Raw genomic sequence first — 20,429 nt, forward strand, 5'->3', positions numbered from 1 at the left:
ATTTGAATATTCGATCTAAAAAAATTTTATTAATCCAATTATCATGAACAGAAGAGACGCGATCAAAGCAGCATCGGTAACAACGGGGCTCGGTCTTTTAGGAACCGTCGGCTTTGCCAAAGAAAAGAAAAAGCAAGCAGACAAATTCAAATTTTCCCTGAATACAAGCACCATCAGCGGTCAGAAACTCGGTGTTCAAAAATACATTGAGATTGCGGCTCGCGCAGGATACGATTGTATGGAGCTTTGGCTACCCGACTTGAAAGTGTACATGGATAACGGTGGCACACTGCCGGCATTAAAAAAACTGATCGACGATAGTAAGGTACCAGTTGTTAACGCCATTGGCTTCGCCCCCTGGATGATTGACGATGAAGAAAAACGAAATGCAGGATTCAAACAGATGCGTCAGGAGATGGAAATCATGGCAGCGCTGGGTTGTCCGCGCATAGCGGCACCATCGGCAGGTATTGGCCCGACTGCACAATTGGATATGTTTATTGTCGGTGAAAGATTTGCCAAGCTGATTGAGCTAGGTAAAGAGACAGGTGTTACGCCGCAGCTTGAGTTCTGGGGTGCTTCAAGATTCCATCATATAGGGCAGGCGTTAATGGCGTCTGCGGTGGCAAATAATCCGGGGGCGAAAATTCTCGCTGACGTTTATCATTTATTCAGAGGGAACTCCGGGTTTGAAAGTCTTAAAATGATCGACGGAAGCATGATCGAAATTTTCCACATGAATGATTATCCCGGATCAATTCCGCGTGAAAAACAAGAAGACAAAGATCGGATTTACCCTGGAGATGGTGTCGCACCTTTCAAACAAATTCTAACGGATCTGAAAAACATGAAAGGTCCGAAGGTTCTGTCACTTGAGCTTTTCAACCGCGAATATTGGGCACAAGATCCATTACAAGTGGCAAAGACTGGTTTAGAAAAAATGAAGAAAGTGGTGCAGGGAATTGTTTAGTCTTGTTCGATCCCGGACCATAGCCACCACGCCACCAATGTTTTAATCATGATCTTTATCATCCAACAGCAAATGCGCCAGAACTTTTAACCATTAACCTCTAAGAAACTGAAAGACTTCTTTTCAACCCAATCCAAAGCTTACGCAACATTTCGTCCGACCTATCCGGAAGAGTTGTATCAGTTTATTTTTAAACATGTAAAAGAATATAATACGGCGTGGGATTGCGCCACAGGTAACGGCCAGGTCGCACAATACCTCGCACGTTATTTTGAACAAGTGTTGGCAACTGATATCAGTCAGCAACAATTGGATCATGCAGCCCTCAGTGATAATATTATTTACAGCGTTAGTTCTGCAGAGCAGACCTCTTTTAAGGATAACCAATTTGATCTGATTACAGTCGCTCAGGCTTTGCATTGGTTCGATGCCAACAAGTTTTATTATGAAGCAACACGGGTCGGTAAGCCGGGATCGCTCATTGCCGTTTGGGGATACGGAATGCTGAACATTGAGTCCCGCATTGATGCAATGTTCAGGTCCTTCTATTCCGACACCGTTGGACCGTATTGGGATGATGCACGCCGCCTTGTTGAGCAAGGGTATAAAACCATTTCGTTTCCCTTTGAAGAAATCAGCGCACCGGAATTTTTTATTGAAGTACAATGGACGCTCGAACAGCTGTCGGGCTACCTGTCAAGCTGGTCTGCCACGCAAAAATACATCAAAGAAAAAGGACATGACCCCGTTACACCCTTTATCCAGAAACTTCAGAAACACTGGCCATCCGCTGTTATGAAAGTGTCTTTTCCTGTCTTTTTGCGAATAGGGAGAATCATAAAATAACATCAAATCTCACGGCCAGTAATCCAGCTTATCATAATTCTGTCTGGGAATTGACTACCTCACAAACAAATGTTGCTGCATCGGCCGTGGATAGCAAACTTTCAACTTCAAAATCAGCAAAGAAACGTTTCCATGCCATAAAGTATATGATAATGGTAACAAGGATCACATAAAACTGTTGATTCATTAGATAGCTGCCTGTTGGAACAAAGCGCTTTGTAGTCAATTATTACATAGCCTTTCATTTGTCCGGAAAGTGCACTATCATGCCACCATATTTTTTTTATATGCGCTATGTCATCCTCTCCATCATCGTCATTGGCGTCATCATGGCCTGTGCTAAAAAACCCAGACAAGATTTTGATCTTATCATTCGGAACGGAAATATTTATGATGGCTCAGGTGCTGCGCACTTCGTAGGTGATGTAGCTATTCAAGCAGATACCATTGCTGCGATCGGAAACCTGGATGATGCCGTCGGCAAAACAGAAATAGATGCCAAAGGACTTGCTGTCGCTCCCGGTTTTATAAACATGTTAAGCTGGGCCGACAGAAGCCTGTTAATGGACGGGCGGAGTGTGAGTGACATTAAACAAGGCGTCACATTAGAAGTATTTGGAGAAGGTTGGTCGCCGGGACCAGTAAAAAGAAAACCGACCAGCAAGCCAGTCGATAGTCTTTGGACGACCCTAGGGGGATACTTTGACTTTCTTATGAAAAAAGGTGTTAGCCCAAACGTTGCATCTTTTGTGGGCGCGACTTCCATTCGTATTCATGAATTGGGACACGATAATCGTCCACCGAAACCTGAAGAGTTGGATCGCATGAAAGCACTTGTTCGCCAGGCCATGGAGGAAGGTGCCATGGGATTAGGGACATCTCTGATTTATGCGCCCGCGGACTATGCCTCAACAGAAGAACTGATTGAACTCGCCAAAGTTGCGTCCCAATATGGTGGCATGTATATCACACACATGCGCAGTGAAAGCGACAACATTCTGGATGCGATGAATGAAACTTTCCGGATTGCCAAGGAAGCTAATATCGCTGCTGAAATTTATCATCTTAAAATCAATCACGAACGGAACTGGAATAAGATCGATACAGTAATCGCTAAGCTTGATAGTGCTCAACGGGCGGGGCTCAGAATCACAGCAAACATGTATCCATACATCGCCAGTGCCACAGGGTTAACAGCAAGGCTTCCGACCTGGGTACAGGAAGGGGGTGCTTCAGCTATGCGGAAAAGAATGAGGACGCCACCCATCAGAAAAAGAGTACTGGAAGAAATGAGGTTGGGTATACCAACAAAAAATTCGGATCCCAAAGATGTAATGATGCTGGGATTCAGATTAGATTCTTTAAATAAACTATATCGCGGTAAGCGGCTTGACTATGTGGCCAGAATGCATGGCAAAGATGCTGATGAGACTGCAGTTGATTTGATCATGAAAGACAAATCCACCATCGCGGCCATTTATTTTTTAATCTCCGAAGACAACATGAAAAAAATGCTGACACTCCCCTACGTGAGTTTAGGCTCAGATGCTGCATCCATGTCGGACGCCAAAATATTTGCCGACTGGGGTACGCATCCACGTGCTTACGGAACCTTCGCGCGCTTCCTTGGAAAATATGTAAGAGATGAAAAAATTGTATCGCTTGAAGAAGCCATTCGCAGGTTAACATCTTTGCCCGCTACAAATCTAAAAATTAAAAAACGCGGCAAATTACAAGTGGGATTCTTTGCTGATATTACCATTTTTGATGCCGCAACGATCACAGATAAAGCTACATTCGAACAACCTAAAGCCTATGCGGACGGCGTAAAACATGTGTTCGTCAATGGTGTGCAAGTACTCCGAAATGGAGAACACACGGGCGCAAAGCCGGGTCGCGTTGTACGCGGACCAGGCTGGAAAAGTCAAATCAAATAAGCATTAATGTAAGTTTCGTACCCGAAAGCCATTTTCCCTGGATTTTTTTTGCTTTATCTTATTTGAATTAGAGAAATTTTTATCAACGACTTCCATTTTGTTATGGCTAAAAATATTTTAGTTGTTTGGCTGATTTTATGCGCATTCACCGGATATGCTCAGGATCAGAAAACGCTAATTGCAACCGGTGATAAGCACTATAGCAAGAAAGACTACAAAAATGCATTGGCCGCTTACCTCGCTGCACAGGAAATCAATCCCGACGATGCATACCTGAATTTTAAGATCGGCCTTACATATTTGTACTCAGAAACAAAGTCCAAAGCGGCTACTTATATCGACAAAGCGTATCGACTCAATCCCGCCGTTAATCCTGACATCGATTATCATTTGGGTATTGCATTTCAAAACACAAACTCCTTCAAGCTGGCGATTGAACATTTCGAACGTTTCAAAAAAAAGAATAACAAACTGGCAAGCATCGCGGATGAGAAAATAGCAGAATGCCATGTTGCAGATTCACTTTCACAGAACGAGCTTAATGTAATTATCGAGAATTTGGGACAAGGGGTTAATACAAATTTCAACGATTATTCTCCCATCATTTCCGCAGATGGAAATACATTGATCTTTACCTCCAACAGAACAGATGATGTTTCGAAAGTAAAAGCGAATGCGAATTTTGAAGATATTTTTGTGAGTTATAAAAACGGTAACCAGTGGTCGGCACCAAAACCAATCAGTCCAAATATCAATATCAAATACAATGATGCCGCTGCTTCCCTCTCACCGGATGGACGAACATTATTTTTATACTATGAAGAAGGGGAAGGAGACATCTATATATCTACACGCAACGGAGATGAATGGTCTGAACCAAAAGCGCTGAACAAGAACATCAATACAGCCATGTTTTGGGAAACTTGCGCCAGTATTACTGCCGATGGAAAGAAACTTTTCTTTGCCAGTAACAGACCAGGCGGCATTGGCGAACTGGACATTTACATGAGTCAGCTTGATGCAAAAGGCGATTGGGGAAAAGCCGTCAACCTAGGCCCGGTAATCAACACGCCGAACAATGAAGACTCTCCATTCATTCATCATGATGGCGTGACCCTGTATTTCTCGTCCGACGGTCATCCCCGATTAGGAAACAGTGACATTTTTACTAGCCAGTATGTGAACAACAAATGGAATAAACCAGAGAACATGGGGTACCCGCTTAACTCCTGGGAGTACGATGGGTTCTTTACATTGTCACCGGACAAAAAGAAAGGATATTTTTCTACGGCCAAAGAAGGCGGGCTCGGCGATGCAGATATTTATTCCATCACTTTCCTGGAACCAAAATATAAACCGAAACCCAAGCCGGTGATCGCAAAGGCGGAAGAGGTAAAAATAAAACCAGAGTTACCCAAACATGAAGAGTTTGTCGATCCGGAAATTGAAGTTCACAAGATGGCAAAGGTCGTCACGCTGTTAAAAGGTAAAGTTATTGACGAACGTAACGCCGCACCATTAAGTGCGGTCATTTCATTGGTAGACAACGTTACTAATAAAGTGATCACGAAAATAAACTCTCATCCCACAACAGGCGAATTTGAGATTACAATTCCTCACGGGGGAAACTACGGTGTGGCTACAGAAAAATCCGGCTATCTTTTCAACTCCATTAACTTTAACGTTCCTCAGTTTGCCGAATATCAGGAAATCGATACACACATCATTATGGTGAAAGCGGAAGTCGGCTCCAAAGTCGTTCTGCGAAATGTGTTTTTTGATATCGGAAAGTCAGACTTGAAGACTGAGTCGATTGCTGAGGTGGAAAACATCCGGGAGCTTCTAGTGAGCGACCCTAAATTGCGTGTGCAGATCAACGGGCATACCGATAACATGGGTAACGCTACTTCCAACAAAGCGCTTTCCCTTAAACGGGCCTCTTCGGTTGTTAATTATCTTGTTCAACATGGCATCGCTGCCACACGTCTTTCGGCAAAAGGTTTTGGTTCAGACCGCCCAATCGTTTCAAACGATGACGAAGAAGGCGGACGTGCAATCAACCGAAGAACTGAAATTGAAATCATAAATTAGTCACTGGCTTAGTTTTTATTCCGTACAATTTTTTTTACCATTGGTAGGTAATACAAACTATCTACCATGATATTCAAACTTTTTTTTCTTATCATCCTATTTTCAATTCCGATACTTCCTGCTGCTTTCGCACAAGATGACGCTAAAGAAATTATCATCACGGAAGGACTGTCAATTATCCCTTTATCAAAAACCGTTTATCAGCACATTTCAGATTTTACATGGGAAAAGGGAAAAGTAAAATGCAATGGCTTGCTTTATATCAACGGCAACGAAGGCATTATATGCGACACCCCTACAAATGACGAGCTGTCGAAACATTTATTAAAATGGATCAGTGAAAATCATCCTGGCGTAAAAATAAAAGCCCTCATCGTAAATCATTTTCATGAGGATTGCCTCGGCGGTCTTGGTGAATTCCATCGCGCTGGAATTAAATCATATGGGCATTCGCTTGGCCCCGAGCTCATGAAAATGAAAAACGACTCTTCCGAAGCTCCTCAAAATCTTTTTAAGACGTCACTGGAAATAAAAGTCGGTAACAAGAAAATTATCAATTATTATTTGGGTGAGGCACATACACGCGACAATATTATTACCTGGATACCTTCGGAGAAAACAATCTTTGGAGGATGCATGGTGAAGTCAATGAATGCTGACAAAGGAAACCTCGCCGACGCCAACGTAAAAGAATGGCCCAATACAATTCAGAAAATTAAGGACACTTGCCCCCAGGCGAAGCTGATCATACCCGGCCACGGCGATGCGGGAGGACAAGAGCTCTTGGATTACACCATACAATTATTCAAATAGGCCACGGCGACCGAAAGGCAAACCCCGCTGCCTTACGATTAATCTTTCCGTTCCGTGCACATGCTAATTGACTTTTCGAACTTTGACACTTCAACATTTTTTATTAACACCCAACTAAAACTTGCCGTCAACTTTGTATCTTCGCTCTACACGAATTTTCGATCAGAATTTTCGTTTCCAAGGCCTCGATCAAAGCCATCTCCCGAAGCTGCCCAATGTACAATGGATGTAGGATGAGTGTAAGATGACTGTAGGATACCTGATGCTAACGGCCAACCAACCTGGAGCTACCTTAACGCTAATGACAAACTTTTTTTAAGCCACCAGCAGTGACACAAGTTGTCAAGGGAGGTGTATTAGCTTTAAGAAAATATTCTTCGTATGGCTATTGCAAAGTTTAATCCTATCTTAAAAAGCGTTTCTGGCAAAGTTGGGCTGCGCCTTATGTTCAAACAACGTGGAAAGACCACGGTACTTTCATCAGTCCCTAGAAAACCTGGAAAAAGAACTGAAGCGCAGAAAGCCTGCGCTGCAAAGTTTAAAGGCGCTGCCGTATTCGCCAAGGCCGTCCTTCGGAATCAGACCATCAAAGCATATTATAAGGAAATCTGCCGCCAAAGGGATCAGCATAGTGCTTATGTTTCGCTGCTGAAGGATATTCTGAACAGTCCCATAGCACTTACCGAAGAGCTATTGCTTGAACGTGCGAGTAAGGCTCCGAGGGTGGAAAACAAACCGAAGAACAAAAAGCATGATCTGGAAGTAATCGTCCGAACCGCACAAGGCGACATTATTGCTCAAGGGTGTGTCAGTCAATCTGATGGAAATCAGTGGATATACAAAGCGCCGCACAGTGGTATCGAGGTGGTGATAACAAAGGCCTAAAACTTACTGCCATGTTAAGCATGAAATTTGTTATCCCTCGCCCTTGACTGAGCGTTTTAACATTTATCCTTCTAGTGCTTGATTTTTGAGGCTGCCCCTTCGTCCATAAACCAATACAACGCTCCGTCTACCGGCGTAACCAGCTGCGCGGGATATGCTTCGATGTTTCGCGCATCTTCGATGATGTGATGCACCGCCTCCGCCTTCCCGGCACCATAAACCAAGAATGCAATTACATGCGCAGCGTTGATAAGCGGCGCCGTAAATGTTATGCGATACATGTTTACTTCATCGACAAAAATTTCCTTTACAAGCGCTTTTTGCTCGTGCAATACTTTAGTGTAAGGGAACAAGGAAGCGGTATGTGAATTATCACCAAGCCCCAGGAGAATAAGGTCGAAACGACATTCTTCATTGTTAAAATGACTGCGCATTCTGATCTCATAATCGTGTGCGGCTTCTGCGGGCGGAAGTGCAGTATTCACAGCGAAAACCTGCTCTTGCGAAATTCCTAGCGGCTCAAAAAGGGCTCTTTCGGCCATCAGGTAATTGCTGTCTTTATGATAAAGTGCAACGTACCTTTCATCTCCGAAAAAAAAGAATACCTTTTTCCAGTCGATCTTATTTTGATAGGGATCAGATGCCAGCAACTCATACAATTTCTTAGGCGAGCTTCCACCCGACAACGCTATCGTAAATCTGCCTTGACGGGCAATAGCCTCCTTCGACTGCACTACAATGAAGTCTGCCAGGGCAGTGAGAACGTTTTGTTCTTCTTTAAATACTTTTATCAAACCTGTATAAATTAAAGTTAAGTCGCCGGTCATTAATGACTGGTAACCCTATACTATTTTTTCAAAGGCAACGTAAACCAATGGAATCCATCTTTTGCAATTAATGCTTCAGCAATTTCTGGTCCCCACGAATCCGCTGCATAGTTGGGAAAATTCAAACTCTTCTTGCTCGACCATGCATTTAAAATTGGCATCAACAAATCCCACGCTGCTTCAACCTGGTCGCCACGCATAAACAGCGTTTGATCGCCCAACATTGTATCCAGCAAAAGTGTTTCGTACGCTTCAGGCGAATCGCCGTTATAAGTTCCACTGTAATCAAAGATCAGGTCGACTGGATTCAGCGTCATCCCTAAACCTGGGCGTTTCGCCTGCACTTGTAATCGAATGCTCATCTCCGGCTGAATGCTGATAATAAGACGGTTTTGCTGCCAGCTTTCAATGGCTTCCGAAGGGAAGATCAAATGCGGAACATCTTTGAATTGAATGCTGATAATGGAAGATGATTGATGCATCCGCTTTCCGGTTCTTAAATAGAAAGGAACACCGTGCCATCTCCAGTTATCAATAAAAAATTTAATTGCAGCAAACGTCTCTGTATTTGATTCCGGGTTTACGGATTCTTCTTCGCGATAGCCCAATACCTCACGTCCTTCTACCCAACCCTTACCATACTGGCCGCGAACGGCATTCTTCTTGATTTCTTCCGAAGTAAACTTCCGCATGGCATGAAGTACATCAACTTTTCGGTTTCGAACTTCGTCTGCTTGAAAACTCACCGGAGGCTCCATCGCTACCAGACATAATAATTGAAGGATGTGGTTCTGAACCATATCACGCATGGCACCAGCCTCTTCATAATAACCTCCCCGATCACCAACGCCCAGCTGCTCCGTAACAGAGATCTGCACATGGTCAATGTGATTCCGGTTCCATAGCGGCTCCAGAATAGAATTGGCAAAACGAAAAGCAAGAATGTTTTGTACCGTTTCTTTACCAAGATAATGATCAATGCGATAGATCTGTCTTTCTAAAAATAAACTGTTCAAAAGCCTGTTTAATTCTTTGGCTGAATCTAAATCATGACCAAAGGGTTTCTCTATGACGATTCTGGCTTTCTCCGGATTGTCAGCAAGCTTATGCTTAGCAAGATTTTCGGCAATTGTGGCAAAGAATCTTGGAGCGACTGCGAGATAATAAATGATGCATGGCTCGGCATTCCATGCACTGCTCAACTTCTTTATTGTATTTGTCTGCTCCTCGTATGTCCTGTCGTCTTTAATATCGGATACCTGAAAGGTAACATTCGATGAAAAGGCTTCCCACTTTTTTGGCTCAGCCTTGCCTTTCCTTGAAAAATTATTAAGATCCTCCAGCAGCAAACCACGGAATTGTTCATCGCTATACAAAGTTCGGCCCATACCGACCACTGCAAATTTTTCGGGCATCCATCCATCCAGGTACAAGTTGTACAACGCCGGAATTAATTTTCGCGATGTAAGATCTCCGGTTCCTCCGAAAATGAAAAATATGGTTGGTTGTTTTTGGATAGGGTTTTTTTCTGAGCTCATTTGGTTTAAGGTAATAGAAGAACTGAATTATTTAGCAAACCACTGGGTGTGGTGAACACCATCTTTTCCTATTAATTCGTAGGTATGTGCACCGAAGTAATCACGCTGTGCCTGGATAAGATTAGAAGGCATTCGTTCGCTCTTAAAGCTATCGAAGTAACTGATAGCGGCCGTGTGTGCCGGCATGGCAATACCTGAAGTAATGGCTGACGACAGGATCGATCTTGTCGCTCCTAACGTACCACTAATTGTTTTTTGAATTTCTTTGTCCAGCAGTAAATGTGGCAGGCTTGAGTTTCTTTTAAACGCCTGGTACATGTCTTCGAGAAAAACAGAACGGATAATACAACCCCCTCGCCAGATCAAAGCTATCCGGTCCATCTTTAAATCATACTTATATTCAGCTGACGCTTGTGCAAGCAAATGCATGCCTTGCGCATAAGCAACTATCGTTGAAAAATACAACGCCGCTTCTAATGCCTGAATAGCGTCATCCTGGGATCCGATCAATGTTACTTTTTCCTGACCGTATATGGAAGCTGCCTGGCCGCGAAGGGTTTTATACTTTGACATATCTCGCATGGTAACGGCTGAGTCGATTACGTTTAAGGGTGTAACCAAATCCATCGCTACCTGAGATGTCCATTTACCAGTGCCTTTTGACTTCGCTTCATCTTTAATATCATGAATAAGTAAATGATCTGACCCATTGGCCTTGAACGCAAGGATATCGCGGGTTATCTCGATGAGGAAAGATTTCAATCTTCCTTCACTCCACTGTCTGAATACCGAATGAATTTTTTCATCCGGTAAATTCAACCCTTTTTTCATCATCTCATACGTCTCAGCAATTAATTGCATGATGCCGTACTCAATTCCGTTGTGAACCATCTTAACAAAATGTCCTGATGCACCTGGACCAATGTAAGTGACGCATGGGTCACCATTTACTTTAGCTGCTACAGCTTCAAAAATAGGTTGTACCACTTTGTACGCCTGTTGATCACCGCCTGGCATCATGCTCGGACCCTTTCGCGCACCTTCTTCACCACCGGAAATACCCATTCCAAAAAAGTGTAATCCTTTTTCCTTTAATTCAACTACGCGACGATTTGTATCGGTAAAGTGCGAGTTACCGCCATCAATTATTAAATCACCTTTATCGAGGAGAGGCACAAGTTCCTGAATAACATTGTCAACAATTTTACCAGCGGGAACAAGCAACATCACTGCGCGGGGCTTTTGCAAGCTTGCAATGAATTCGTTTGCCTGGCTGAAACCTTTGACATTAGTTTTGCCAGCAGATTCCTTGCCTAAGAGTTCTATTTTATTTTCATCCTTGTCATGACCGGCCACCATAAAGTTGTGATCAGCCATGTTGAGTAAAAGATTACGACCCATCGTGCCCAGGCCGATTATTCCAAAAGTGTATTTGTCTCCCATGTATGTTGAGTTAAATTGGACCTATTGACGTAATTATTTTTCGAGCGCCTTAATTTTATCAAGTCTTCTCCGATGTCTCTCAGCGCCAATGAAACGCGCGTTTAGAAAAGCGGTAATAAGTTCTTCCGCTATTTTCACACCGATTACTCTTCCCCCGAGGCAAATCAAATTCATATCGTCGTCTTCGACGCCCTGGTGCGCTGAGAAGCTATCATGGATTAAAGCGGCCCGTACGCCGGCAATCTTATTAGCACATATCGATGCTCCTACGCCGCTTCCACAGATAGCAATCCCGTATTTCACTTCTCCGGCGGCCACAGCACGCGCAAGTGGCACGACAAAATCAGGATAATCATCGAACGCATCCAGGGTATGAGCACCAAAGTCTTTTATCTGGTGACCTCCTGAAGCCAGCCAGGATTTTATTTCCTCCTTTAGCGTGAACCCGCCGTGGTCTGCAGCAATTCCTAAGTTCATGTTATTACAATTAGCTATAAACTTGAGTGACTCACAAAAATTATGAAAGCAATGCCTTTGCTTTTTTAACTACGTTATCGACGGTAAAACCAAAGAATTTCATCAAGTCGCCAGCTGGTGCAGATTCACCAAAGGTGGTCATCCCCAGAATATCTCCTTCATCAGTCACATATTTGTGCCATCCCAATGTTGATCCCATCTCTACTGCCAGGCGCTTCCGAATTGCCGCTGGAAATACTTTCTCTTTGTAGGAGGCATCCTGCTTTTCAAATAGCTCCCACGAAGGCATACTTACCACGCGGGCGGAAATCCCTTCTTCCTTGAGCTTTGCCTGCGCATCCAAGACCAATGCAACTTCGGAGCCCGTTGCAATTAAAATAATTGATGGTCTTTCCGCATCGGACAGTATGTAAGCACCTTTTTCAAGTTCTTTTGCTGCCGTGTATTTTGTTTGGTCAATTACCGGAAGTCCCTGACGGGTCAAAACAATTACCACCGGGCCACTTTTATGCTCCAAAGCAACTCGCCACGCGTGCGCAGTCTCATTGGCGTCTGCAGGTCGAAGTACGACTGTATTAGGAATGGAACGCAAAGAAATTAATTGTTCAATAGGTTGATGTGTTGTTCCATCTTCGCCAAGTCCAATACTATCATGTGTATAAACAAAGATTGGTCGGATTTTCATAATTGCAGCCAACCTTATGGGTGGACGCATGTATTCTGAGAAAATAAGGAACGTTGCTCCATAAGGAATGATCGCTGGCGTTAAAACCATGCCATTCAATACCGACCCCATGCCATGCTCTCTGATTCCAAAATGAAAATTGCGGCCGCCATAATTTTCAGGCGTGAAGGATGGATACTTCTTAAGGAGCGTTTCTGTAGATGGCGCGAGGTCCGCAGCACCACCCATTAATGTTGGTAACGTATCGGCTATTGCATTTAATACTTTTCCCGAAGCCTGGCGTGTTGCCAGCTTACCGTCTTCAGGTTTGAACACCGGTAATTTATCCGTCCAGCCATCCGGCAACTTCCCACTGCTCAGCAATTCAAATTCTTTTGCTAATTCAGGATGTGCTTTGCGATATTCATTAAATAATTCATTCCACGCTTTTTCTTTCTCTGCCCCCCGCTTGCCACGTTGACGATAAAATTGTAATACTTCATCCGGTACGACGAAATGCTGGTCCGGATCAAAGCCAAAATTTTTCTTCACTAACTTTACTTCGGCCTCGCCAAGTGGAGATCCATGGGCCCCGGCGGTATCCACTTTATTAGGGCTGCCAAAAGCAATATGGGTCCTTACATTAATGATCGAAGGCTTGGATGTTTCCGCTTTTGCTTTTTTAATTGCATCAGCAATGGCATTAACGTCATTTCCATCTTTTACAATCTGCACATGCCAGCCGTAGGCTTCAAACCGTTTTGCAACGTCTTCAGTAAATGCTATGGCAGTGTCACCTTCTATGGAAATATGGTTGTCATCATATAAGTAAATGATATTTCCCAGCTTCATGTGACCCGCCATGGAAGCAGCTTCAGCACTTACTCCCTCGTTCAAGTCCCCATCACTGCATATAGCATATACGTTATAATTGAAAAGTTCAAAGCCGGGCTTATTGTATCGTGCCGCCAAAAATTTTTGGCCGATAGCAAACCCGACACCATTGGCAAAGCCCTGACCGAGTGGCCCGGTAGTCACTTCTATGCCTTTCAGCAAGCCATATTCCGGATGGCCGGGCGTTTTGCTATGGAGCTGACGAAAACTTTTCAGGTCTTCCATAGTAATATCATAGCCGGTAAGAAAAAGATAAATGTATTGCAACATGCATCCATGTCCCGCCGACAGAATAAACCGGTCGCGGTTTAACCAGTCCGGGCTCTGCGCATTGTAGTTCATGGCTTCTGACCAAAGAACATGTGCCATTGGCGCAGCGCCCATAGGCATACCGGGATGACCGGAGTTTGCTTTTTGAACTGCATCAGCCGCCAATACCCGTACAGTATTGATTGCAGTTTGCACGAGATTTTGTTCTTTTTGTTCCATGTCAAATTGGGTTTTGTATTTCTAATGATATAATAACAGGTTCCTTAAACAGCATAGTACATTTCACGTTGCCAGACTTTTGCGCCACCTTTAATGCCATCAATGTTAGAAACTATGGTGATGTTGTTCTCTATTTCAAAGCTGATTTTTTTTGAATTGCCTCCTCCGATGTACAAGGAATCATAATTGAATACTGTCTTTAATATTCCAATGACCTTTTTCAGTCTTCTGTTCCATTTCTCTAAGCCAGCCTCATCGAGTGCTTTATCGCCAATGTATTGATCATAAGTTCGGTCTTTTGAAACGGGGTGATGCGCTATTTCAAGGTGAGGTAATAAGTTGCCTTCCAAAAAAAGTGCAGTCCCAAAACCTGTTCCCAATGTAATTACCATTTCCAATCCTTCGCCCCGAATTACACCCATCCCCTGCATATCGGCATCATTTAAAACCCGAACTGGTTTGTTCAGCACATCACTCAATAGTTTGGTTAAATTAACGCCGCTCCATTTTGGTGTCCCCAAATTCGGGGCAGTATGAATGATGCCTTGCCTGGTATATCCCGGAAATCCCACCGATACCCGATGATACTCTTGAAAATTTTGAGTGAGCTCTAAAATGGCTTGAATGACGTTGCCGGGATCCGGCGTTATAGGCGTTGCGATTTTTTGATAGTCCATCAGCATCTTACCATCCGGATCCAAAATAGTGGCCTTAATGCGCGAACCGCCGATATCGATAGAGAGAATTCTTTCGTCGTACCTAAGACTTTGCATGCTTTGGACAGGTTTAGCCAGATAAAAAATCTGCCAAAGATAGCAGAAATACTTTCTTCTAACTTTCTGATGCCCTTCTATTTCCGAAAACGATTTTCCGTACTGAAAAAGAAGAAATTTACAATCAGCCTAAGCGGGAACAGCAAAACCAACTGAATTTACTCTGCTGCGAGGTGAAAGACTGCGCCATTTAAATTTTCATTGATCTTGATCTGGCAAGCCAGTCTGCTTTGTGGCGTAGCTTTAGGAAGTTGATCAAGCATGTCAAGTTCTACATCCGTAGGAGATGGTAAATTTTCCAGCCCCTGTGCAACTTCCACCTGGCAAGTTGCGCATAAGGCCATGCCGCCACATGTTGCCAGTATGGGATATTCGGAAGCCTTGAGTACCTCCATTAAATTGAGGTTTATTTCTTCGGGAACCTCAACTTTCTGCAGGTTTCCGGCCCTATCAACGACGTCGAAAATTATCATCTCGAAATTTTAAAAAGCATTAACACCATTGACGGTCGTGTATTTGAAACTGAGTTTCTGATTTGGATACACAAATTTAAACGCACTTTGAGCCATGAGGGCAGCTTCATGAAAACCACAAAGGATAAGTTTCAACTTTCCAGGATACGTATTGATATCGCCGATCGCAAAAATACCAGGTACGTTAGTCGAGTAATCAAACGTATTTACTTCAATCGCATTTTTGTCTATGTTTAAACCCCACTCGCTTATAGGGCCCAGCTTTGGACTCAGTCCAAACAACGGTATCATATAATCAGCTTCAACTTTTTTAAGTTCTCCCTGCTTATTCATGATATCAACAGATTTCAATACGCCATTTCCATTGAGTGCGTGCAGATTGGAGTTCAATAACAAATTGAGACGGCCTGCTTTTGCCAGATCAAAAACTTTTTCGGTTGAATCCGGTGCACCACGAAATGATTCATTCCGGTGCACAAGGGTTACCTGCTCGGCAATTTCAGTCAGATAAATAGACCAATCTAACGCAGAGTCGCCACCACCGGCTATGATCAACTTTTTGCCTCTGAATTTCTCAGGATCTTTCACCATGTATACCACACCTTTTCCTTCGAAATGTTCAAGGCGTTGTAACTCAGGTTTACGGGGCTCGAAACACCCTAACCCTCCGGCGATAACAATTACTTTCGCCTTGATCTCGGTCTGATCAGATGTAGTGAGAAGAAAACCCCCATCCTCCGTTCGACTTAGTTTGTCAACTCTTTCACCTAATGAAAACGTAGGCTTGAAAGGAAGAATTTGCTGATAAAGATTCTCAATAAGTTCTTCAGCTTTAATTTCCGGAAATCCCGGAATATCATAAATCGGTTTCTTCGGATAGATCTCAGAAAGCTGTCCACCGATCTGCGGTAGGACATCAACCAAATGACAACGCATTTTTAGCAATCCCGCTTCAAAGACCGAAAAGAGCCCTACCGGGCCTGCGCCGATTATACAAATATCCGTGGTTATCATAATGGTGATTTTATAAGCCTAAAAATACGAAAAAAAGGAACATACTAATAATTAGTACAACAACTATTTAGTTAAAAAAATTTGGCGACTACCTAGCCTTTATTTTAGATTCACATATATCGCATTCAGAATTCGTTTGAATTGGGTAAAATCCCGTTCCGATAAACCTTCCCATGCTTTTAACCGTACGTCTTTAATTTTAGGTTTTATTTGTTCAACTTTCGTTCTTCCCTGCGCAGTAAGACAAACGTTAAAAGAACGGCGGTCGTCGGGGTGTTGTTTACGTTTCGTCAACCCTTTATCACAGAGTAGATCAATTATCCGCGTTAAGGTGGGCGTATCCTTAAAAATTAACTCCGCTAACTCCTTTTGATTAAGGTTATCATGATCATAAAGATGTCGCAAAACGAGCCATTGATCTACAGTGATATTAAACCCGAGTTCCTTAAACCTTTTTTGAGCATATTGTTTTACCCGCCGCGCCGTGCGATCAAGCAAAAATGAATACATGCTGTAGGGTTCTTCTTCCATGTTAATTATTAGTATAACAACAAAATTAGAAAAAAGGACCATCATTCGGTCGCCATTTTAGAGATGAATAAAAATCCCACGTTCTTGGCGTGGGATTTTCATTTGACTGTCACATCATCTTCAATAGCTATTTCATCGTAATAGCATTTTGCTTCGACATCTTAGGATCAGCCTCCAACTTGATGTCTGAAAGAATGAATAGGGGTTGGCCTTCCGGTGCTTTGTCATTCTTGTAAATGAAATACACGTCATGGAAACCTTCCGTAGCCGTAAGTCTGATGGCGGCATTGATGGGAACCGGGTTAGGTTGTTTTCCCTTTACCACGGCTATCGGTTTAGATTGCCCGATCACAGGTCCATCAGGAGCATCTATCCGGACTTCAATTGAGCCACCTGCAGCATTCAATCTTTCTTCCGGTGCAAATACAGTGCAAGTAGCCTGAGAAACACCCGACATATCCAGTTGGTTAAATGCGATGTATGCATTGTTCCGCGATCCGATCATCCGCGGGTTTTGATTTCCGGCCTTTCGAACACCGTCTATTTTATCGGCCTTGCTTGCAGGAAAATTAGGGCTAGCCAACATCAATACCTTTTCTGTCGTTGCAGCTTGAATACCGTTCGCACCTTTATCGGTATATGCAGCTCTCAAGATTAACACTCCTTTGTCGCTTACATCTTTGGCAAGCTGTGTCGTATAGCTTCCCCGTGGAGGAAAGGATTTCACTTCCTCTTTTTCGCCTAAGCTCAAAATATAATTAACAATCTCCGTTGCATCTTTTATAGCCAGCTGCGGATGTGCGGCCATCGCTGTCTCACCCCAAACGCCACTACCGCCGCCGATGATTTTTTTAGCGAGGTAATCAACTGCCTTCGGATCGTCTTTATATTTTTTAGCTACTTCCATATACATTGGACCTACCGACTTTCTATCTACACTATGGCAAGCTTTACAATCACTGCCTTCCATCAGCTTTTTACCTGTGGCGAATTTGGCAAATGCGTCTGCACTTAAATGGCCCTGAGCAATTTCAATCTTATCAAAACCTTCTTCGAGGTAATCGATGCGCACGGAAACCTGATCAGCAGCAATACTACCATCAGCCAGACTGCCGTCTTCTTTGTCGCTTACTTTTACTTCATATTCAAATGCCTGATTGGGAAAGAAAAAAGTTTTGTTGCCTTTGGTAATTTCGAAGGTAAGTTCGGCTGGTTCGTTACCCGCCAGGATTTCCATTTCACTCACTGACTTCTCTCCTTTTGCATCGGTTACGCTGAGCGCAGCCTTATAAACTCCAGGCTGATCGAACGTATAGTCCGCGTTCGGGTCTTTGCCTGTTAATAAAACCTTACCATCCTGCGCAGTAATTTTCCATTCATAGGTCATTGCATCGCGATCATAATCTTTTGTTCCGTTCGAATTCAGACTGACCGCCATTGGCACAGCACCTTTTGTTTTGTTTGCAGCCATCCTAATGAGCGGCTTGCGATTGTTACCGTTGTACTCAATGCGCACGAGTCTTGCATCATCATTCCCTGTAAACCAGCCAGTACCATATTCAAGCATGTACAAGTCACCATCTGCAGCGAACTCCATATCCATGGGGTTGCTGAATTTATGACTTGGCATAAACCGCTCCATTGAAACGTAATTGCCTTCATCATCCATGCTCACCGCCATGATCCAGCCACGCATCCACTCATAAATAAATAATTTCTTATCGTAATAATCCGGAAAGGCACGTTTAGCGTTTTTAAAATCATTCACATAGTAAACCTGGCCGGCCATTGCCGTTCTTCCGCCTGTTCCAAGCAAAGGGAACTCAGGAGAAATATCGTAAGGATACCAGATAAAAGCTTTTTGTGCAGGAGGTAATTCAGTCAGCCCTGTGTTATTCGGAGAACTGTTAATGGGCTTCAAAGGGTCAAACGCAGGCCCTGTTTCACCTGTAGCAAAGTTACGTTGATGATAGGCCTTATTATCGCCAACGAAATATGGCCAACCGAAAAAGCCAGGTTTGCGCGCCTGGTTAATTTCATCGAACGCACGCGGTCCGCGATTAACGGAGTCACTAGCTGCATCTGGCCCAACATCACCCCAATATAAATAACCCGTATGCTTATCAACCGAAATGCGGTATGGATTTCGGCCGCCCATGATGTAAATCTCCGGCCTCGTTTTTGGCGTTCCCTTAGGAAAAAGATTTCCCTCCGGAATGGTATACGACCCGTCTGGTTGGGGATGAATGCGCAAGATTTTACCTCTCAAATCGTTCGTGTTTGCCGATCCTTTTTGTGCATCCCATGGGCCTCTTCCTGGACGATTATCCATCGGCGCATATCGCGTTGATCTCGGGCTCGTATTATCTCCGGTAGACAGAAATAAATTACCTTTTCCATCGAAGGCAATAGACCCACCCGTGTGGCAACACTGCTCGCGTTGAACTTCAACCTCCAGCAGAATTTTTTTCGATGATTCGATCAGAGAATCTCCTTTCAACTCATATCGCGTGAGAATATTCACCGGCTTCTCTCCTACCTGTGAATAGTACAGGTAAATCCAATTATTCTTTTCGTATTGAGGATCCAGCGCGACCCCGAGCAACCCATCCTCAGCTTCAGCCCTTCCGTTGTCTTTGAATTTGTATTTCGTGCTGACAGGAATCTGTGCGATGGTTTTGGTTAGCTGCAGTTCCGGATCATAAATTTTTACTGCTCCTTTCCGCTCCACAAACAAAACACGTTGCTTCGGAAGCAATGCCAACTCCACGGGTTCATCCAACTTCTCATCCAACACGATTTTTGTAAATCTATTTTCTTCGGGCACCCGTTTCGAACGTGCCAGTGAATAATTCAATTTAACGGGCTCATCACCACCCAACACATATTCCATACCGCCTGCCAGATGTCTTAAAAACAATGCCTCGTTGTATGTTTCATCCGTATGCCCCATAGCCGTGTAGAACGCTCTTCCGCCGTCATATTCATGATACCATGCCATTGGATGATTGTCGCCGTTAGTGCCGCCGGTATAGGTTTTCTCATCAATTTTTACGAGCACTTTAATGTCATTGCTGATGTTCCTGAAGCTGTAGAATTCATCCGAACGTTCGAACCGTTCAGGTAAAGAATCGGTAGCCGCATGATTTTTATCCACTACAAAATATTCCCCCTTTTTCACATTAGGGTTACTGGGATGACTTTCAAAGTATGCTCCTACCAGTTTTCCATACCATGGCCAATCATATTCCGTATCCGTGGCTGCGTGGACCCCAACGTATCCTCCACCGGCCTGAATGAATCTTTCAAAATCATTTTGTTGCTCCTGGTTGAACACATCACCTGTCGTGTTTAAGAAGACCACCGCTTTATACCGGACAAGGTTCTCCTCATTAAACTGTGAGGCATTCTCAGTGGTATCTACAATGAATCCCTGTTTTTGCCCGAGTTTTCGCAATGCTTCAATCCCGCTTCCAATGGATTCATGCCGGTATCCGGCGGTTTTTGAAAAGACCAATACGCGTACCTCTTCCTTAGTTGAATCACAGGAAATCCCTAACGCTACCAGCATCGCAAACACCATGATGGATGGCGTTATTTTTATCATCTTACTCATCATACAGTTATAGGAAATAATTTGATTACAATTTAATCCGGAAAAGATAGGAAAAATTGTCTGGGCCACTCGCTACAATTTGATAATCGGCAAATGGTAATAACTGCGATTCAAAAGGTCTTTTATACGGACTACCCGCGGATCAATC

General features: G+C 43.6%; 17 protein-coding genes. 6 read left to right on the plus strand and 11 right to left on the minus strand.

Going from position 1 to position 20,429, the window contains the following annotated elements; translation table 11 throughout:
• Nucleotides 1-43 precede the first annotated feature (43 nt).
• Together P2W71_RS26760 and P2W71_RS26765 are read left to right on the plus strand one after the other, a co-directional pair.
• Nucleotides 44-970 (plus strand): sugar phosphate isomerase/epimerase family protein, encoded by a 927-nt coding sequence (locus tag P2W71_RS26760; protein ID WP_276374512.1) that lies wholly within the window; start codon nucleotides 44-46, stop codon nucleotides 968-970.
• Nucleotides 971-1,144: 174 nt separating this feature from the next.
• Nucleotides 1,145-1,816, plus strand: a complete 672-nt coding sequence (locus P2W71_RS26765; protein ID WP_276374513.1) for a methyltransferase domain-containing protein — start codon at nucleotides 1,145-1,147, stop codon at nucleotides 1,814-1,816.
• A 31-nt stretch (nucleotides 1,817-1,847) separates the two neighbouring features.
• On the opposite strand, the gene P2W71_RS26770 is transcribed toward P2W71_RS26765, so the two are convergent.
• The gene (locus tag P2W71_RS26770) at nucleotides 1,848-2,003 is read right to left on the minus strand and encodes a hypothetical protein (protein ID WP_276374514.1); all 156 of its coding nucleotides are present in this window, start codon (nucleotides 2,001-2,003) and stop codon (nucleotides 1,848-1,850) included.
• A gap of 79 nt (nucleotides 2,004-2,082) precedes the next feature.
• Here P2W71_RS26770 and P2W71_RS26775 point away from each other — a divergent pair, with 79 nt between their 5' ends.
• The 4 genes from P2W71_RS26775 to P2W71_RS26790 all read left to right on the plus strand — a co-directional run bounded on the left by P2W71_RS26775 (nucleotide 2,083) and on the right by P2W71_RS26790 (nucleotide 7,542).
• Nucleotides 2,083-3,753 carry a D-aminoacylase gene (locus P2W71_RS26775; RefSeq protein ID WP_276374515.1) on the plus strand — a complete coding sequence of 557 codons (1,671 nt, stop codon included), beginning with the start codon at nucleotides 2,083-2,085 and terminating at the stop codon, nucleotides 3,751-3,753.
• 102 nt (nucleotides 3,754-3,855) lie between these two features.
• Complete coding sequence (locus P2W71_RS26780; RefSeq protein ID WP_276374516.1) at nucleotides 3,856-5,844, plus strand: OmpA family protein; 1,989 nt, start codon at nucleotides 3,856-3,858, stop codon at nucleotides 5,842-5,844.
• A gap of 66 nt (nucleotides 5,845-5,910) precedes the next feature.
• Nucleotides 5,911-6,657 (plus strand): subclass B1 metallo-beta-lactamase, encoded by a 747-nt coding sequence (bla, locus tag P2W71_RS26785; RefSeq protein WP_276374517.1) that lies wholly within the window; start codon nucleotides 5,911-5,913, stop codon nucleotides 6,655-6,657.
• Nucleotides 6,658-7,038: 381 nt separating this feature from the next.
• Nucleotides 7,039-7,542: a hypothetical protein gene (locus tag P2W71_RS26790; RefSeq protein ID WP_276374518.1), complete on the plus strand. Its 504-nt coding sequence runs from the start codon at nucleotides 7,039-7,041 to the stop codon at nucleotides 7,540-7,542.
• A gap of 71 nt (nucleotides 7,543-7,613) precedes the next feature.
• Here the strand turns inward: P2W71_RS26790 and pgl are convergent, their stop codons facing one another.
• From pgl to P2W71_RS26840, 10 genes are all read right to left on the minus strand, one after another.
• Nucleotides 7,614-8,336 carry a 6-phosphogluconolactonase gene (gene pgl, locus P2W71_RS26795; RefSeq protein WP_276374520.1) on the minus strand — a complete coding sequence of 241 codons (723 nt, stop codon included), beginning with the start codon at nucleotides 8,334-8,336 and terminating at the stop codon, nucleotides 7,614-7,616.
• 53 nt (nucleotides 8,337-8,389) lie between these two features.
• Nucleotides 8,390-9,907, minus strand: coding sequence for a glucose-6-phosphate dehydrogenase (gene zwf, locus P2W71_RS26800; protein WP_276374521.1), 1,518 nt, complete (start codon nucleotides 9,905-9,907; stop codon nucleotides 8,390-8,392).
• 27 nt (nucleotides 9,908-9,934) lie between these two features.
• Nucleotides 9,935-11,350 (minus strand): NADP-dependent phosphogluconate dehydrogenase, encoded by a 1,416-nt coding sequence (gndA, locus tag P2W71_RS26805; protein WP_276374522.1) that lies wholly within the window; start codon nucleotides 11,348-11,350, stop codon nucleotides 9,935-9,937.
• Between the two features lie 33 nt (nucleotides 11,351-11,383).
• The gene (locus P2W71_RS26810; RefSeq protein WP_276374523.1) at nucleotides 11,384-11,827 is read right to left on the minus strand and encodes an RpiB/LacA/LacB family sugar-phosphate isomerase; all 444 of its coding nucleotides are present in this window, start codon (nucleotides 11,825-11,827) and stop codon (nucleotides 11,384-11,386) included.
• Between the two features lie 40 nt (nucleotides 11,828-11,867).
• Entirely contained in the window at nucleotides 11,868-13,874 is a 2,007-nt protein-coding gene (gene tkt / locus P2W71_RS26815; RefSeq protein WP_276374525.1) for a transketolase, read from the minus strand.
• 44 nt (nucleotides 13,875-13,918) lie between these two features.
• On the minus strand, nucleotides 13,919-14,647 hold the full coding sequence (locus P2W71_RS26820) for an ROK family protein (RefSeq protein ID WP_276374527.1): 729 nt from the start codon (nucleotides 14,645-14,647) through the stop codon (nucleotides 13,919-13,921).
• A gap of 158 nt (nucleotides 14,648-14,805) precedes the next feature.
• Entirely contained in the window at nucleotides 14,806-15,120 is a 315-nt protein-coding gene (locus tag P2W71_RS26825) for a 2Fe-2S iron-sulfur cluster-binding protein (protein WP_276374528.1), read from the minus strand.
• 9 nt (nucleotides 15,121-15,129) lie between these two features.
• Nucleotides 15,130-16,134 carry an NAD(P)/FAD-dependent oxidoreductase gene (locus P2W71_RS26830; RefSeq protein WP_276374529.1) on the minus strand — a complete coding sequence of 335 codons (1,005 nt, stop codon included), beginning with the start codon at nucleotides 16,132-16,134 and terminating at the stop codon, nucleotides 15,130-15,132.
• A 99-nt stretch (nucleotides 16,135-16,233) separates the two neighbouring features.
• A complete protein-coding gene (locus P2W71_RS26835) occupies nucleotides 16,234-16,665 on the minus strand; it encodes a MarR family transcriptional regulator (RefSeq protein WP_276374663.1) in 432 nt (143 codons plus the stop codon).
• 127 nt (nucleotides 16,666-16,792) lie between these two features.
• Nucleotides 16,793-20,284 (minus strand): ThuA domain-containing protein, encoded by a 3,492-nt coding sequence (locus P2W71_RS26840; RefSeq protein ID WP_276374530.1) that lies wholly within the window; start codon nucleotides 20,282-20,284, stop codon nucleotides 16,793-16,795.
• Between the last annotated feature and the right edge of the window lie 145 nt (nucleotides 20,285-20,429).

It is taken from the genome of Chryseolinea sp. H1M3-3, from assembly GCF_029360725.1.
Lineage (GTDB): Bacteria > Bacteroidota > Bacteroidia > Cytophagales > Cyclobacteriaceae > Chryseolinea.